This window comes from Rhizobium sp. 'Codium 1' (assembly GCF_020889605.1).
In the GTDB taxonomy this organism is placed as follows: domain Bacteria; phylum Pseudomonadota; class Alphaproteobacteria; order Rhizobiales; family Rhizobiaceae; genus Allorhizobium; species Allorhizobium algae.
On record NZ_JAJGPW010000003.1, the window covers coordinates 207,221 to 225,478 of the forward strand.

Annotated in this window: 7 protein-coding genes; 4 read left to right on the top strand and 3 right to left on the bottom strand. The window is 61.4% G+C overall.

The genetic code is table 11. The annotated features are described in order from the left end of the window. Positions 1–164: 164 nt before the first annotated feature. On the top strand, positions 165–1,043 hold the full coding sequence (locus LJE98_RS10480; RefSeq protein ID WP_229575160.1) for a DMT family transporter: 879 nt from the start codon (positions 165–167) through the stop codon (positions 1,041–1,043). Here LJE98_RS10480 and LJE98_RS10485 read toward each other — a convergent pair. After that, on the bottom strand, positions 1,025–2,188 hold the full coding sequence (locus LJE98_RS10485; RefSeq protein ID WP_229575161.1) for a M20 aminoacylase family protein: 1,164 nt from the start codon (positions 2,186–2,188) through the stop codon (positions 1,025–1,027). The genes LJE98_RS10480 and LJE98_RS10485 overlap by 19 nt on opposite strands. Before the next feature lie 137 nt (positions 2,189–2,325). Here LJE98_RS10485 and LJE98_RS10490 point away from each other — a divergent pair, with 137 nt between their 5' ends. Continuing rightward, positions 2,326–2,985 carry a TetR family transcriptional regulator C-terminal domain-containing protein gene (locus tag LJE98_RS10490; RefSeq protein ID WP_229575162.1) on the top strand — a complete coding sequence of 220 codons (660 nt, stop codon included), beginning with the start codon at positions 2,326–2,328 and terminating at the stop codon, positions 2,983–2,985. A gap of 343 nt (positions 2,986–3,328) precedes the next feature. Continuing rightward, on the top strand, positions 3,329–11,842 hold the full coding sequence (locus tag LJE98_RS10495) for a GH36-type glycosyl hydrolase domain-containing protein (RefSeq protein WP_229575163.1): 8,514 nt from the start codon (positions 3,329–3,331) through the stop codon (positions 11,840–11,842). Positions 11,843–11,907: 65 nt separating this feature from the next. On the opposite strand, the gene pyc is transcribed toward LJE98_RS10495, so the two are convergent. Together pyc and LJE98_RS10505 are read right to left on the bottom strand one after the other, a co-directional pair. Next, the gene (pyc, locus tag LJE98_RS10500; RefSeq protein WP_229575164.1) at positions 11,908–15,369 is read right to left on the bottom strand and encodes a pyruvate carboxylase; all 3,462 of its coding nucleotides are present in this window, start codon (positions 15,367–15,369) and stop codon (positions 11,908–11,910) included. Positions 15,370–15,492: 123 nt separating this feature from the next. Continuing rightward, positions 15,493–16,230, bottom strand: a complete 738-nt coding sequence (locus LJE98_RS10505) for a LuxR family transcriptional regulator (RefSeq protein ID WP_229575165.1) — start codon at positions 16,228–16,230, stop codon at positions 15,493–15,495. Between the two features lie 274 nt (positions 16,231–16,504). Between LJE98_RS10505 and LJE98_RS10510 the strand changes: the two genes are divergently transcribed. Then, positions 16,505–18,256, top strand: coding sequence for a glucan ABC transporter ATP-binding protein/ permease (locus tag LJE98_RS10510; protein ID WP_420710135.1), 1,752 nt, complete (start codon positions 16,505–16,507; stop codon positions 18,254–18,256). Positions 18,257–18,258 lie beyond the last annotated feature (2 nt).

Genomic DNA, 18,258 nt, shown 5'->3' on the forward strand with positions numbered 1-18,258 from the left:
ATTTAGACGGCAATCTCGGAGCGCAAACCGAATTGTAAATTTTTGTTTCGATCGACAACAATTGGAAGGCCGCCAGACGGGATTGACAGACGGATGGAGAGCTCCGACACATGGTGTCCGATGCAATGATCGCTCGGCACCGCCCCACCTGAAAGATACCCCTTGTGAAAACCGCAGTTGGCGCTGGAATCCTGCTCTCCAGTTTCGCTTACCTCTGCTTCGCCACGCACGACGCAATGATCAAGCTGCTCGTGGAGTCCACCACGGTCTGGCAGATCCTGTTTTCTCGGAGCATCGTAATCCTGCTCGGATGCTTCATCCTGGGCGGCCGGTCACTGGCGCGCGAGACGGTGACCTCCCCCGCACTGCGTCCAATGATGTTGCGAAGCCTCTTCCTGCTCGCCGCCTGGCTCTGCTACTTCAACGCGGCCAAGCATCTGCCGCTTGCAGACCTGACGACGCTTTATTTTGCGGCCCCGATCGCCGCGATCCTGCTGGCGATCCCGATCCTTGGCGAAAGAGCGCCGCCTAGCAGCTGGATCGCTGTCCTGACCGGCTTCGTCGGCGTTGTCGTCGCGAGCAACCCGACGGGGCTGACCATTGGCTGGCCTGTTTATCTCGCGCTGGTGGCCGCCGTCTGCTGGGCAATCGCGACGACCCTCCTCCGCACCACCAGCCAGAGCGCCAGCAGCATGGTCCAGATGACCATGACCAATGTCTTCTTCCTGATACTGACCACACCCATGGCTTTGATGTCATGGACCATGCCGAGCGGAGGCGCACAAATCCTGCTGCTCGCCGTCGGCTTCATCGGGGGGCTCGGCCAGATCAGTTTCTTCGAGGCGCTGCGCCGCGCGCCGATCTCGGTGATTGCGCCGCTCGAATACACTGCGCTGATCTGGGCCTTCATCCTCGGCTACGCAATCTGGCGTGACGTACCCGGTCCGAATGTCTGGGCAGGCGCCGTGCTCATTGCCAGCGCCGGCCTGATCATTCTCTTCGCCGCCCGTCGACGCATGCCCTCTCAGGACCTCGACAGGTAACGCTCCGCAAGCTCCACCCAGAAGGTGGTGCCGACAGGCAGGATGTCATCGTTGAAGTCGTAGCGCGGATGGTGCAGCGGCGGATCATCAGGCGTGCGCTGGGTGCCCAGGAAGAAATAGGTACCCGGCCGCTCTGCCAGCATATAGCCGAAGTCTTCACTGCCCATCATTGGCCGTGGCAGATCGTAGACCTTGTCCTGTCCGGCAAAGCTCACGGCAAGATCGCGGACGAAGTCCGTTTCCGCCTTGTGGTTGACGGTCGGGTCATAACCGCGCTGGTAGTCGATCGTGACGCCCATGCCATAGCTTGCCGCCTGACCTTCGGCCACCGCGCGGATCCGCTGCTCCAGCTGATCGCGAACCTTGGGATCGAAGGAGCGGATTGAAAGCACCATCTCTGCCCTTTCCGGAATAACGTTGCTCGCGGCACCGGCATGGAAGCCGCCGACGGTAATCACGGTCGGGTCAAGCGGATGGATGTTGCGCGAGACGATCGTCTGCAGAGCCATGACGATCGATGCGCCACAGACGATGGGATCGGCAGTTGATTGTGGCTCCGCACCGTGACCACCACGGCCGTTCACGGTGATCTTGCACTCGTCGACGGCCGCCATGATCGGGCCTTCCCGCAGAGCGAAATGGCCAAAGGCAATGTCCGGATCATTATGGAGCGCAAACACGGCGTCACAGGGAAAGCGATCGAAAAGCCCATCCTCGATCATGATGCGCGCACCACCGAAGTTTTCCTCGGCAGGCTGGAAGATCAGGTGGATCACCCCGTCGAAGTTGCGTCGCTCGGCAAGGATCTTGGCCGCGCCGAGCAGCATTGCGGTGTGGCCGTCGTGACCGCAGGCATGCATGACACCCGGTATCTCGCTGGCATAGGGCAACCCGGTCTCTTCGAGGATGGGCAGCGCGTCGAAATCGGCCCTGATGCCGATACTCCGGTTACTCGACCCGTTCCGCAGCGTCGCCACCACGCCGGTGGTAGCAAGCCCGCGCGTCACCTCGTAGCCGAGGGCGATCAGCTGTTCTGCCACATAGTCCGACGTGTTGAATTCCGACAGGCCGATCTCTGGGAACCGATGCAGATGGTGGCGCGTCGCAAGCACTTCGGCCATCACATTGGGAGCCTGGATCGTCATGGGCAATACCTTTCGGTCGTCTGCAGGGATGTTCGTGGAAGCACCGACTGTGGCACTTGCCGACGAGCTGTTCAACCGTGTAAAAAAGTGAGACGCGGCCCGGAAGCCGCGCACCATCCCGAGCCGGAGTTACCTGCATGACACGACGCACGTTCCAGCGTGCCGGTGAGGCCGAGCGTCGAAAAGACCTGATCGCAGCGACCCTGGACAGCGTATCCGAGCACGGGCTGGAAGGTGCGACCGTGCGCGACATTGCGGCCCGTGCCGGCGTAACCGGAGGCCTCATCCGACATTACTTCTCCGGCAAGGATGAGATGATTCAGACGGCCTATAGGGAAATGCTGGCCGGCATGACCGGGACTGCGGTGGATGCCATGGCAGAGGCCGGCGATGACCCTCGGCGACGCCTCCACGACTTCATCGTTGCAAATGTCAGTCCACCGATCGCTGATCCCAAGGCGCTGTCCCTCTGGGCGGCCTTCGTCGGTCGGGTCCGGTCAGACGAAGAACTCGCCCGTATTCATCGGGAGAACTACCTCATCTTCATCGGGATCCTCCAGGGATTGGTGGATGCTCTCTTGACCGCTTGCCAGCACAAGCCAGCTTTCTCCGAAGGACGACACCTCGCAGTCGCCATCAACGGGCTGATCGACGGCTTGTGGCTGGAAAATTCGCTGGCCAGCGATCTTTTCGACGAAAGGCGCCTTTCAGACATCGCGCTCGACGCTGTCGAAGCCTTGCTCGGCGGCCTGTCGCTTCGAGACGGGACGCTCGAACCGTCATGCGGTGGCGGCTGAGAGAGAGAGCCCTGGCTTAGGCCTTGATTTGAGGTCCGCCGACGTCAGCGGCAGATCGGTCGCGGCCGACGGAGCGAAAGCGGCGTCGCTGCCAGCGTGCAGGCCCGCACCCCCCTTGGCCAGAGGCTTGAAATAAGGCATAAAAATGCCAATTCACCTGACAAGAAGCCAAAGTCGCCTACAGAGGTTCCATCGCAACCGGTAACCCGTCGTATTACGGCCTTTTTCTGCCTCGATTGTTGGTCAACGGCCCGATTGTGTGCAATGAGGCGCCATGCCGACGTCCGGACGGTTCGAACCCGGCGGCCTTCAACTTAACCACCGAACCGAGAACTTACTCTTCATGACGCTGCATGTCCCATCGCGTGACCTCGAAACCAAGCAGATCGACCACAACGATTCCATTCGCTCTGCCTATTTCACGATCGAGGAGTTGCGGGAGAGCGCCGCGTCGCTCGCGCTGAACGGTGCAGCCGAATTGCCCGGCCTGATGGATTTCGACTTCGCCGCCCGTCACAAGGAAAACGAGCGCGAGATCCTGCGCGTCTACCGCGCAACGGCTGCGGACGTCGAGGCCGGCGCCACGATCACGCCCGCCGCCGAATGGCTGCTGGACAATCACTACATCATCGAGGAAGCAATCCAGGAAGTTCGCCGCGACTTCCCGAAGAAGTTCTATCGCCAGCTACCGACGATGAAGGTTGGTCAGCGCGAAATTCCGCGGACCATGGCACTCGCCTGGCTCTACGTTGCCCATACCCATTCCACCGTCAGCCAGGAAAGCATGACGGCACTGGTCGAGGGATACCAGGAACATCAGACGCTGGAGATCGGTGAGCTCTGGGCTCTGCCGTCCATCGTGCGCTTCGTGCTGGTCGAAAACCTTCGCCGCATTGCAACCCGCGTCGATCGCTCGCGACGGATGCGCCGCCGCGCAAACGAAGTGGCCGACGAGATCATCCGTCTGAACGATCCCGTCGCAGCCGCGACCTATCTCAGACAGATCGAACAGCTTGCCGACGACAACACGTTTGCGACCCAGTTCCTCTATCGCCTGCGCAATGGTTCGCAGAACACGAGTTTCGCGGTGGAATGGCTGGAAAGCCGCCTGGAGGCCGCCGGCCGGACCGCCGAAGAGGCGATGGACGCAGAGCACAACCGCCTTTCCTCCGGCAATGTGACCATGGGCAACATTGTTCGTGGCCTGCGCGAGATCGACGACAAGGAGTGGTCGGTCTGGGTTGAGGATGTCAGCCATGTCGACCGGGTCCTTGGGCAGCATACCGATTACCGCCAGCTCGACTTCGGCTCGCGCAACACCTACCGAAACACGATCGAAAGGCTGGCGCGCCGGTGCGACCTGTCCGAGATCGAGATCGCCCAGACGGCGATCGATGTGGCAACGCAGGCAGCCGGCCCGGACGGCCGGCTTGACGTTGGAAGCTATCTTGTCGGCAGCCGCCGTACAGAGCTCGAAAACGCCATTGGCTATAGCCAGCCCCTGTCCCGCATCGTAACCGACTTCATCAAGCGGCTGAACTGGTTCTCGATCGCCATACCCGTGGTCGCGCTGACGATCACGGCGCTCGCTGTCATCGGCTATTTCCTCGACCAGGCAGGTCTGCCGACCTCGCTGGTCCTGATCCTGCTGATCCTGGTTTCCCTGCCTGTATCGGAAGGGGCGACTGGCCTCTTCAATACGCTTGTGACGTACTTCGTCAAACCGTTCCGCCTGACCGGCTACGAGTTCAAGGAAGGCATCCCGCAAGAGGCGCGCACCCTTGTCGTCGTGCCCTGCATGATCACCAAACGCGACGATGTCGATGAACTCGTCCGCAATCTGGAAGTTCACTATCTGACCAATCCACACGGCGAGATCTACTTCGCCCTGCTCAGCGACTGGAAGGACAGCGACACAGAGGAATCCTCAGCCGACCTGGAAGTCCTCGAATACGCCAAGCGCGAGGTAGCCCATCTCAACGGACGCTACGACTTCGCTGGCAAGACACGTTTCTATCTCATGCATCGCCGCCGCCTCTACAACGAAGCAGAAGGCTGCTGGATGGGCTGGGAGCGCAAGCGTGGCAAGCTGCATGAGTTGAACCTGCTGCTGCGTGGCGACCGCGACACCTCCTATCTGCCGGGCGCGAACACCGTGCCGGAAAACATCCGGTACGTTATGACGCTCGACGCCGACACGCGCCTGATGCGCGATGCCGTCACCAAGCTCGTCGGAAAGATGCACCACCCGATCAACCGTCCTGTGCATGACGAGGCAACGGGTCGCGTGATCAGCGGCTACGGCGTGCTGCAGCCCCGCGTCACGCCGTCGCTGACAACTGGCAAGGATGCTTCGGTTTTCCAGCGCATCTTCTCGATGAACCGCGGCTTGGATCCCTACGTCTTCACCGTATCCGACGTCTATCAGGACATCACCGGCGAGGGCACCTTCACCGGCAAGGGGCTTTACGACGTCGATGCCTTCGAGACCGCGATCAAGGGCAGGATCGACGAGAACAGCGTCCTCAGCCACGATTTGCTGGAAGGCTCATTCGCCCGTTGCGCCCTCGTCACCGATGTCGAGCTCGTCGAGGACTTTCCGACACGCTACGAGGTGGAAATCTCGCGCCAGCATCGCTGGGCCCGCGGCGATTGGCAGCTCATTCCCTATATCGGCGATACGAGCCGCGGCATCACCAGCCTCGGCCGCTGGAAAATGGTCGACAACCTGCGCCGCTCGCTGACCCCGATCGCATGGTACGCCGCCTCGGTTCTCGGCTGGGCCACGATGGAACCCGTCGGCGCAACCATCTGGCAGTTGCTGCTGATTTTCAGTCTTTTTGTCGCCCCGACGATCTCGCTCCTCTCCGGCATCGTGCCGCGTCAGACCGACATCGTCCCGGCCGCCCATTTCCAGACGCTCTGGTCGGAAGTCCGTTCGATCAATGCCCAGGTGGCGCTGCGCATCGTGTTCATCGCCGACAATGCCTGCATGATGGCCGATGCCATCGTTCGCTCGCTCTACCGCATGCTGGTGAGCCGCAAGCTGCTTCTCGAATGGCGCACGGCCGCAAGCGTGCAGTCGGCGGCCCAGGGCACGATCGCGTCCTACTATCACAACATGCGCCATGCTCCGATCCTGGCCATCCTGTCGGTCGGCGTGGCCGCCCTGCCCGGTGGCTACGGTTATCTGATCGGCCTTCCCTTCGCCTTCCTCTGGGTTCTCTCCCCGCTGCTCGCCTGGTATGTCAGCCAGTCGGCCGAGACGGAAGACAGTCTGGAAGTCCCGGAAAACGTCTCCTACGAACTGCGCAAGATCGCGCGCCGCACCTGGCGTTATTACGAGACCTTCACCACGGCCGGCGACAACTACCTGCCACCAGACAATTTCCAGGAAACGCCCGAGCCGATCATCGCGCACCGGACCTCGCCGACGAATATCGGCGTCTACCTTCTCTCGGTCGTATCCGCCCGCCATTTCGGCTGGCTGAGCTTCGAGCAGACCATCGAGCGGATGGAGCAGACGATCTCCACCGTTGAACGGATGGAGAAGTATCGCGGCCACCTCTACAACTGGTATTATACCGACACCCTGAACACTCTCGGCCCCCGCTACGTTTCGGCAGTCGACAGCGGCAACCTTGCCGGTCACCTGATTGCGATTTCCTCTGCCTGCCGAGAATGGGCGGAGGCGCCGTCAGCGCATCTCCAGGGCAATCTCGACGGAATAGGCGATGTCGGCGGCATCCTTCTGGAAATACTTGGCCAGCTTCCCGATGACCGCAAGACGGTACGCCCCCTGCGTCGTCGCCTGGAAGAGCGCATCATCGGCTTCAACACCGCGCTGGTCGCCGTCAAGCGCGAGCATGAATTCGCCTCGATCCGCATCATCAATCTGGCGGTTCTGGCGCGCGACGTCCAGAAACTGGCAGCCAACCTGCATCATGAAGTGCGCTCGGAGCAGAGCGCCGAAGTCGTTCGCTGGACGGAATCACTCGTCTCGGTCTGCGAAGCCCATATCTCCGACACGGCCTTCGACCTGTCGAACATCGATCCGCTGCGCCAGCGCTTGAGCCAGCTGTCCGAGCGCGCACGCAGCATCGCCTTCTCGATGGACTTCACCTTCCTCTTCCGCCCGGAGCGACGCCTGTTGTCGATCGGCTACCGTGTCGACGCTCGCGAACTGGACGAGGCCTGCTACGATCTGCTCGCCTCGGAGTGCCGCCTGACCAGCCTGTTTGCCATCGCAAAGGGCGACCTGCCGACGGAACACTGGTATCGCCTCGGCCGCCAGGTCGTGCCGATCGGAGCCCGCGCCGCGCTGATCTCCTGGTCAGGTTCGATGTTCGAATACCTGATGCCCCCGCTCGTCATGCAGGAGCGCCAGGGTGGCATTCTCAACCAGACCAACAATCTGATCGTCATCGAGCAGATGAACCATGGTCGTCGGCTGAACATTCCCTGGGGCATTTCGGAAGCGGCCTTCAATGCCCGCGACCACGAAATGAACTATCAGTACACCAACTTCGGTGTGCCGACGCTCGGCCTGAAGCGTGGCCTCGGCCAGAATGCCGTCATTGCGCCCTATGCCTCCATCCTGGCGAGCCAGTATTACCCGGAAGCCGCGCTCGAAAACCTGAAGCGCCTGCGTAAGCTCGGCGCGCTGGGAGCATATGGTTTCCACGACGCCGTCGACTTCACGCCGACGCGCCTGCCCGACGGCAAGAAATGCGCGGTGGTCTACAATTATTACGCCCACCACCATGGCATGTCGATCGCGGCAATTGCCAACGTCGCCTTCAACGGTCGCCTGCGCGCGCTCTTCCATGCCGATCCGGTGATCGAAGCGGCCGAACTGCTCCTGCAGGAAAAGACCCCGCGCGAAATCCCCGTGATGAGCGCGAAATACGAACCGCAGACGCCGGGCAAGGGCCAGGCCGATCTTCTGCGCGCCGAAATTCGGACCGTTGAAGATCCGATCACGAAGGATCGGGAAGTCGTCTTCCTGTCGAACGGCCACTACTCGGTGATGCTGACGGCGACCGGCTCGGGCTTCTCCCGCTGGAACGGCCAATCGGTCACCCGTTGGAAACCCGACACGACGGAAGATCGCTGGGGCACATTCATCTTCCTTCGGGACATGAGCTCGAACCAGTGGTGGTCGACGACAGCCGCACCCCGGCGCGCCGCGGAAGAAGAGACCAAGGTCATCTTCGGTGACGACAAGGCCGAGTTCTTCAAGACCGTCGGCGACATCTCGACGTCAGTGGAATGCATCGTTGGCACCGAGCATGATGCCGAAGGCCGCCGATTGACGATCCTGAACACCGGGACCGAAGACCGCTATATCGAAGTCACCTCCTACACCGAACCAGTTCTCGCCTTCGAGGACAGCGACAACGCCCATCCGCTCTTCTCGCGCATGTTCGTGAAGACCGAATTCGGTCGCCGCCGGGACGTCATTCGCGCGGAGCGCAACAAGCGCAGCCCGTCGGATCCCGATATCTGCGTCGCCCATCTCGTGGTCGACAGCGCAGGCCAGGGCCGCCCGACGGAGTTCGAGACCGATCGCCGCAAGTTCCTCGGCCGCGGCCGGACACTCGGCGAAGCCGCAGCCTTCGATCCGGGCGCAAACCTGTCTGGAACGGAGGGCTTCACGCTTGACCCGATCCTCAGCCTGCGCCGCGTCGTGCGCGTGCCGGCCGGCAAGAAGGTTCAGGTCATCTTCTGGACCATGGCCGCACCGAACCGCGAGGAAATCGACCAGGCGATCGAACGCTACCGTCATCCCGACGCCTTCAGCCATGAGCTGATCCATGCCTGGACCCGCGCCCAGGTGGAGCTCCGCCACATTGGCATCACCTCGCAACAGGCCGCCGCCTTCCAGCATCTCGGCCGCTATCTCGTCTATCCGGACAACCACCTGCGGGCAGACCCTGAAACGGTCCGCAAGGGTCTCCGGTCGCAATCCGCCCTATGGCCCATGGCGATCTCTGGCGACTATCCGATCTTCGCGCTGCGCATCAACGACGACATGGACATGGACATTGCGCGTGAAGCGATGAGTGCCCTGGAGTATCTCCGCCGCCGCGGCGTCGTCGCCGATCTCGCGATCATCAATGAACGCGCGACATCCTATGCCCAGGACATGCAGCATGCGCTCGACCAGATGGCAGACAACCTGCGCCATCGTTTGCCGGGCGGCCGCCAGCATGTCTTCACCATCCGAGACGATCTCCAGGACGAGGGCGCGACGCTCGCCGTGCTTGCGGCAGCCCGCGTCGTTCTGCACACCCGCAACGGCAAGATCGTCGATCAGGTGAACCGCGCCGTCTCGCTTTTCGCCACACCTCGCACCATCGATGGCGAGGTCGAATGGGCCGGCCTGCCGCCGGCGCAGTCAGCGCCAGCCGAGACACCGGGCAATGTGGACGGCTCCGACCTCGACTTCTGGAATGGAATCGGAGGCTTCTCGAAGGACGGCGCGGAATACGTGGTACGTCTGGATGGCACGGCCACGACCCCGCATCCGTGGATCAACGTGATCGCCAACGAGAGCTTCGGATTCCACGTCTCGGCGGAAGGCGCAGGCTTCACCTGGAGTCAGAACTCCCGCGACTACCAGATCACCCCCTGGACCAATGATCCCGTCATAAACCGACCAGGCGAAGCATTCTACGTATCGGACCTCGTCAGCGGTCGTGCCTATGCGACTGTGAGCGCGCTCAATCTCGATCCGGCAGCAAGGTTCGAGGCGCGTCACGGCCTCGGCTACTCGACCTTCACCAGCCGCCACGGTGACCTGGAGATCGAACTGACACAAACGGTGGATCGCGACCGCCCGGTCAAGCTCTCGAAGATCCGTTTGAAGAATACCAGCGGAACAGCCCGAAAGTTCCGTGTCTATGGCTACGCGGAATGGGTGCTGGGCAACAACCCGGCCCGCACGGCCCCCTTTGTTCTTTCGACCTTCGACGAGCAGACCGGCACTCTTCTCGCGTCCAACCCCTATGACATCAACTACTCCGGCCGTTTCGCCTTTCTGGCAGGCCCGGAACAGCCGGAAGGCTATACGACGAGCCGCCGCGAATTCATCGGTCGCAACGGCACGATCAAGCTGCCACAGGCCGTCGCCCGAGCTTCTACCCTGGCGGGTTCGATCGAAAGCGAGAGCGATCCCTGCGCGGCGATCGCCTTCGACATAGAACTTGCTCCCGGTCAGTCCCGCGACATGACCTTCCTGCTCGGAGAAACCGACACGGCAGAAGCTGCGACTGATCTGGTGAAATCGGTTCGCGCAGCGGGCTTCGAGACGATCCTGAAGACAAATCGCGACTTCTGGACCGGCTTTACCGGCAAGCTCTCGGTGGAAACCGGCGACAAGGCTTTCGACAACCTCGTCAATCGCTGGCTTCCCTATCAGGCACTCGCCTGCCGGATCTTTGCCCGTGCCGGTTTCTACCAGGCGAGCGGAGCCTATGGCTTCCGCGATCAGTTGCAGGACACGCTGGCCTTCCTCACGGTCGAGCCGCAACTGGCCCGTCGCCAGATCCTGACGGCCGCAGCGCGTCAGTTCGTCGAAGGCGATGTTCAGCACTGGTGGTTGCCACAGACGGGCGCCGGCGTACGCACCCTGATTTCCGACGACGTCGTCTGGCTCGCCTATGCTGTCGATCAGTATGTGACCGCCACGGCCGACGATCAGATTCTCGCGGAACAGATCCCGTTCCTGGACGGGCCAGAGCTGACGGAGGGCCAGCACGACAGCTTCTTCCTGCCCAGCACAGCAGCCGAGACCGCTGATCTGTACGAACATGCCGCCCGCGCGCTCGATCTTGCCGTCAGCAGGACCGGCGAGCACGGCCTGCCACTGATCCTCGGTGGTGACTGGAACGACGGCATGAACCGTGTCGGCATCGATGGCCGCGGCGAAAGTGTCTGGCTCGGCTGGCTGCTCGCCGCCACGCTCGAACGCTTCAATGTCTACGCCGAGAAACGGGGCGACCGCGATCGCAGCCTTCGCTGGAGTGCCCACGTCGTCAATCTCAAGGCAGCACTTGAAACGGCGGGCTGGGACGGCGATCACTATCGTCGCGGCTATTTCGACGATGGCTCGCCGCTCGGGTCGAACGAGTCGCTACAGTGCCAGATCGATTCCATCGCGCAGTCCTGGAGCGTCCTATCGGGCGTCGGTGACCCCACCCATACGGGCATGGCATTGGATGCAGCCGTCTCCAGGCTCGTGGACACGGAAAGCGGGATCGTCCGTCTTTTCATCCCGGCCTTCGACAAACCGTTGATCGATCCGGGCTATATAGGCGCCTATCCTCTCGGTGTGCGCGAGAACGGTGGTCAATATACCCACGCCGCGATCTGGCTGGGGCTATCGCTGGTCAGGGCCGGCCGTCTTGCTGACGCCTGGCGCATCTTCGAAATGCTCAACCCGGTCAACCACGCCCGCACGGCGGAGGAAGCCGAGCGTTACCGCGTCGAACCCTATGTAGTCGCAGCCGATATCTACGGCGGCGAAGGCTATGCGGGCCGCGGTGGCTGGACCTGGTACACGGGCTCTGCCGGCTGGCTTTACCGCTTTGCCGTGGAAGGCTTCCTTGGCATTCGCCGCAAGGGCAATGACATCATGGTCAGCCCCAGCCTGCCCGAGCATTGGCAGGGCTTCAGGGCAAAGGTCGAGATCGATGGCCGCACGATCGATGTCGATGTCAAGCGAAACGCAACTGGCTATGACGTGACGCTCGACGGCAAGCCCCAGGGGGCTACCCAGGACACACCCGGACCGTCCGCTCCGCCACCGGCCAGGAAGCCCGCGCGAAAGCCGAAGGTCAAGGCAGCCGAATAACCAAAACGAAAAAGGCCCCGCCAGCGATGGCGGGGCCTTTTTCTTGTCCGATGGCGGGTCGGCCGTCAGGCCGAGTAGACAATCAACAGATCCTTGGCATCGATCTGGTCGCCGATATGGACGAGGACCTCCGAAATTGTGCCGTCGCGATCGGCATGCAGTGCCGTCTCCATCTTCATTGCTTCAATGGAGAGCAGCACGTCACCCGACTTGACCACCTGGCCGGCTGAAACAGCAACCGTCGAGATGACGCCTGGCATGGGCGCACCGAGATGAGCCGCATTGCCGGTCTCGGCCTTGCGGCGGACAGCGCTGCCGGAAGCACCATGAGCACGATCCGGAACCTTGATGCGGCGCGGCTGGCCATTCAGTTCAAAGAACACGGTGACCATGCCCTTTTCATCGGTGCGGCCGAGCGCCTGATTGACGATGACCAGCGTCTTGCCCTTCTCGAGATCGAGGAACAGTTCCTGGCCGGCGGGCATGCCATAGAAATATTCCGGCGTCGGAATGACAGAGACCGGGCCGTATGTGTCGGCTGCCAATGCGTAATCTGTGAAGACCTTCGGATACATCAGATACGAAGCGAATTCGAAATCCGTCACGTCCCGACCCAGCTTTTCCTCGATCACCTTGCGTTCGGCGTCGAGATCCGCCGGCGGCAGCAGCGAGCCGGGCACAGCCGTATACGGCTGCTCGCCCTTCAGCACCTTCTTCTGCAAAGCCTCCGGCCAACCACCCGGAGGCTGGCCAAGATCACCCTTGAGCATCGAGACGACCGAGTCCGGGAAGGCAATGTCCTTGGCCGGATCCTCGACGTCGGAGACAGAGAGATCCTGGCTCACCATCATCAGGGCCATATCGCCGACGACCTTGGAGGACGGCGTTACCTTGACGATATCGCCGAACATCTGGTTGGCATCTGCATAGGCCTGAGCGACTTCGTGCCAGCGTGTCTCGAGACCGAGCGAGCGAGCCTGCTCCTTGAGGTTGGTGAACTGCCCGCCTGGCATTTCATGCAGGTAGACCTCCGAGGCCGGCCCCTTCAGATCGCTTTCGAAGGCAGCATACTGGGTGCGCACGGCCTCCCAATAGAAGGACAGACGGCGGATCCAATGCGGATCGAGACCCGGATCGCGTTCGGAACCACGCAGCGCCTCGACGATCGAGCCGAGGCACGGCTGCGACGTGTTGCCGGAGAAGGCATCCATGGCAGCATCCACCGCATCGACCCCGGCTTCCACGGCGGCAAGCACGGTCGCAGCGGCAATGCCGGATGTGTCATGCGTGTGGAAGTGAATTGGCAGGCTCGTCGCTTCGCGCAGCGCCTTGAACAGCACCTTGGCCGCAGCTGGTTTCAGAAGGCCCGCCATGTCCTTGACCGCGATGATATGCGCACCGGCCTTTTCCAGGTCAGCAGCGAGCGCCGTGTAGTATTTCAGATCATACTTCGGACGGGCAGAGTTCAGCAGGTCGCCTGTGTAGCAGATGGTCGCTTCGCAGAGCTTGTTCTCTTCGATGACCGCATCCATCGACACGCGCATGTTGTCGACCCAGTTCAGGCAGTCGAACACGCGGAAGAGGTCGATGCCGCCCCTGGCGGCCTGACGAACGAAATACTTCACCACATTGTCGGGGTAATTCTTGTAGCCGACGCCGTTGGCACCGCGCAGCAGCATCTGCAAGAGCAGGTTCGGTGCCCCCTCACGAACCAGCGCCAGACGTTCCCACGGGTCTTCCGTCAGGAAGCGCATGGAAACGTCGAAGGTGGCACCACCCCAGCATTCGAGCGACAGGAGGTTCGGCAGCGCCCGCGCATAGGTGTCGGCAATCCTGGCAATGTCATGCGTGCGAACACGTGTGGCGAGCAGTGACTGGTGACCATCGCGCATGGTCGTGTCGGTCATCAGGATGCGCTTCTCGTTCCGCATCCAGTCGCCGAATTTCTTCGGGCCCAGCTCGTCGAGCAGCTGTTTCGTGCCCGGCTTGATGTCTGCGTCGATATAGGGAACGACCGGTTCGGCAGCATCCGCCGGCGGCTTGGGCCGCCCCTTCACTTCCGGATGGCCGTTGACCGTCACATCAGCGAGATAGGTCAAGAGCTTCGTCGCTCGGTCCTGACGCTTCACCTGCTGGAAAAGCTCCGGTGTCGTGTCGATGAAGCGGGTCGTGTAGGAATTGTCGCGGAAGCTCGGATGGCCGATGATTGCTTCCAGGAAGGTGAGATTGGTTGCGACCCCGCGAATACGGAATTCGCGCAGCGCGCGGTCCATGCGGCTGATCGCCTCCTGCGCCGTACTGCCCGACGCCGTCACCTTGACCAGAAGCGGGTCGTAATAGCGGGTGATGATCGCACCTGAATAGGCCGTGCCACCATCGAGACGGATACCGAAGCCGGCGGCCGAACGATAGGCGGTGATCCGGCCATAATCCGGAATGAAGTTCTGCTCAGGGTCTTCCGTCGTGATGCGGCATTGCAGGGCATGGCCGTTGAGCCGGATATCCGCCTGATCGGGAACGCCCGATCCGGGCGTACCGATCGCATGACCGTCGAGGATGTGAATCTGCGCCTTCACGATGTCGATGCCAGTCACGACTTCCGTGACGGTATGTTCGACCTGGATGCGCGGATTGACTTCGATGAAGTAGAATTTGCCGGTATCGGCATCCATCAGGTACTCGACGGTGCCGGCACCGATGTAATTGGTGGCCTTGGCGATCTTCAGCGAATAGTCGGCGAGCTCCTGGCGCTGCGCTTCGTTGAGATAGGGTGCCGGCGCACGCTCGACGACCTTCTGGTTGCGGCGCTGGATCGAGCAGTCGCGCTCGAAGAGATGCACGACATTGCCATGGGTGTCGCCGAGGATCTGGCTCTCGACGTGGCGGGCACGCTCCACGAGCTTTTCGAGATAGACCTCGTCCTTGCCAAACGCTGCCATGGCCTCGCGTTTGCCCTCGGTCACTTCACGCAGCAAGTCCTTTGGGTCGCGAATGGCGCGCATGCCACGCCCGCCACCACCCCAGGAGGCCTTGAGCATGACCGGGTAGCCGACCTCCGCGGCGAGGCGATGGATCTCGGCCTCGTCGTCCGGCAGCGGATTGGTCGCGGGCACGACGGGCACACCGACGCTGATCGCGAGATTGCGCGCGGCGACCTTGTTGCCGAGCTGCCGCATCGTATCGCTCTTGGGACCGATGAAGATGAGGCCTGCATCGTTGCAGGCGTCTACGAATTCGGGACTTTCCGACAGGAGACCATAGCCGGGGTGGATGGCATCCGCGCCGGAAAGCTTGGCGACCCGAATGATTTCCTCGATCGAGAGGTAGCTTTCGATCGGTCCGAGATCCCTCGCCAGGTGCGGGCCTCGACCAACCTGGTAACTTTCATCCGCTTTGAAGCGGTGCAGCGCGAGTTTGTCTTCCTCGGCCCAGATGGCGACCGTTTTCAGACCGAGCTCATTGGCGGCGCGAAAGACGCGGATCGCGATTTCCGAACGGTTGGCGACAAGGATCTTGGATATTGGCAATTCGGTCTCCCCAAAACGATATGCCAGGGCATTGTGCACCTGCGAAGAAAAGTCATAGCGCGTTGTTTTAGGAAGTTCAATTTGCCTTGGTCAACCGCCGTGAAGATTCCGCGGGCCCAGAGCTCAGGTTACCAGCCCGAGTCGGAAGGACAGTGCCACAACATGCTGCCTGTTCTTCGCATTCAGCTTGTCCTGAATGCCATTCATGTACCAGTCGACGGTATGATTGGAAATCTTCAGGATCTTGCTGATCTCATTGGAGGTCAGACCATCCGCCAGATAGTTCAGCACTTCCATTTCCCGCCGGGTCATCCGCGTATCCATCGGTTTGACCGCATCCATCTCATTCGCGAACTTGAATTCGACGAGCCGCCAATAGGCCTTCTTCGCCACCGCATCGAACAGGGCAATCTCGGTGGGCGACAGATCGACAGGGCGTCCGCCGACGGTCATGTTGCCGAGCAGACCTGTGCGGCCGTGGACCGGGAAGATGTAGCCATCCAGGAGACCGAAACGCATGCTGTCGCTCAGCATGCGCTCCATGCGCTTGCGGTGCGGATCAGCCCGGAAGGCGTACAGCGCGTCGCGCCAGCGAAAGCCGGCCTGCGCTTGGCCGAGATACCGGATGGTGGGGTCGATCAAGACATATTTCTTGGCGATGTAGAGCTGCGGCCACCCATCGGGCCACTCCCCCGTCAGCACCAGGTTCATCGGGTTCTCGTCGGGTTTCGGCTGGCGCACGACCCCGTAATACTGGAAGCCATAGCTGCGGACCAATTTTTCGAGCTCGGAGACCACCTCGGCCGCCGATCGGAACTCGTCGACGACCACCAGGAAATGCAATAATTGATTGATATTCACAAAATCTCTCCGAACTACGCGGCTGAAATATCATTAAAAAGCCACGAGCCGCGTCTTTGTCGTCAACTCGAAGCAATTTGAAGTTTTAGCGTCAATTGGGGTTTTTGGAAACTGGATACGGCAGATCAACAGCGCGCTATGCAAAGACCAAAAAGACTGGAAAGCGGGCCGGATCTTGCGAAGATCTGGCTCTCGCATTAGGCATCCTAGCGGGCCGTCCAAACTGACGAGCCCCAGCAATCGACGCGGAAATCGCGGTCCCACGCAAAGGTGAATGCAGTTGACCCTGCTACAAGTATATTTCAAGGCCCTGAAATACCTTACAAGCTACAGATTGCGGGTTTCACTCGTCGTCGCAGCGAACATCGTTCTTGCCGTCATCACGATCCTGGAGCCGATCCTCTTCGGGCGCATCGTCGATGCGATCTCCGAAAAGAAGGATGCCACTGGCATCCTGATCGCCTGGGGCTGCTTCGGCGTGTTCAACACCGTCGCCTATGTGCTCGTCGCCCGCCAGGCAGACCGTCTGGCGCATGGTCGCCGGGCCGATCTTCTGACGGAATCCTTTGCCAAGATCATTTCCATGCCTCTCAGCTGGCACCACCAGCGTGGCACCTCGAACGCTCTGCACACGCTGTTGCGCGCAGGCGAGACGCTGTTCGGCCTTTGGCTGGAATTCATGCGGACCCATCTGGCAACTGCGGTTGCCTTGACCCTCCTGCTCCCGACAGCCTTCTCGATGGACGTGCGGCTGACAACGGTCCTGGTGGTGCTGGCCATCCTCTACGTCATCATTGGGCGAACGGTTATGGGGAAGACCAAGGAGGGGCAGGCCTCGGTCGAGGGGCACTATCACACGGTCTTTTCCCATGTGAGCGACTCGATCAGCAACGTCTCTGTCCTGCACAGCTACAACCGCATCGAGGCAGAGACCCGAGCGCTGAAGGAATATACGACCAAGCTGCTCTCGGCCCAGTATCCGGTGCTCGACTGGTGGGCATTGGCCGGCGCCCTGAACCGCATCGCCTCGACGCTCTCGATGCTTGTCATCCTCGTGATCGGCACACTTCTGGTCCAGCGGGGCGAATTGAAGGTGGGCGACATCATTGCCTTCACCGGCTTTGCCACCCTTCTGATCGGGCGCCTCGATCAGATGATCACCTTCGTCAACCAGATCTTCGAGGCGCGCTCCAAGCTGGAAGACTTCTACAAGCTGGAGGATGCCGTTCAGGAACGCGAAGAACGCGCCGGCGCGGCAGACCTCGAGCAGGTGCGCGGCGATGTGGAGTTCCGGGATGTCTCCTTCGATTTCGCCTCCACCACGCAAGGCGTACGCAACATTTCCTTCCAGGCCCGTGCAGGACAGACGGTCGCCATTGTCGGCCCGACGGGCGCCGGCAAGACCACGCTCATCAACCTCCTGCAGCGCGTCTACGATCCCCAGGCGGGCCAGATCCTGATCGACGGACATGACATCGCCAAGGTGACACGCAAGTCGCTGCGCCATGCGATTGCGACCGTTTTCCAGGATGCCGGTCTGTTGAACCGCTCGATCAAGGAAAACATCCGCCTGGGACGCGAAGACGCAACCGAGGAAGAAATCATTCAGGCGGCAGAGGCGGCCGCAGCGACCGACTTCATCGAAAGCCGCATGATCGGCTACGACACCCATGTCGGGGAACGCGGAAACCGCCTGTCGGGGGGAGAGCGCCAGCGCATAGCGATCGCCCGCGCAATCCTCAAGAACGCGCCGATCCTTGTGCTTGATGAAGCAACGAGCGCGCTCGACGTCGAAACCGAGGCTCGCGTGAAGGAAGCAATCGACCGGCTGCGCAAGAACCGCACAACCTTCATCATCGCCCACCGCCTCTCGACGATTCGCGAGGCCGATCTTGTCGTCTTCCTCGACCACGGCCAGGTCATCGAAATGGGCAATTACGACGAACTGAGCGCGCTCGGCGGACGCTTCACGTCGCTGCTGCGCACCAGTGGCCTGTTGAAAGATGAGCCAAGCCCGGCGATCTGAAC

Coding starts and splice junctions, on each gene's coding strand:
- LJE98_RS10495 (WP_229575163.1), top strand. CDS start 3,329: ATGACGCTGCATGTCCCATCGCGTGACCTCGAAACCAAGCAGATCGAC.
- LJE98_RS10485 (WP_229575161.1), bottom strand. CDS start 2,188: ATGACGATCCAGGCTCCCAATGTGATGGCCGAAGTGCTTGCGACGCGC.
- LJE98_RS10510 (WP_420710135.1), top strand. CDS start 16,505: ATGCAGTTGACCCTGCTACAAGTATATTTCAAGGCCCTGAAATACCTT.
- LJE98_RS10490 (WP_229575162.1), top strand. CDS start 2,326: ATGACACGACGCACGTTCCAGCGTGCCGGTGAGGCCGAGCGTCGAAAA.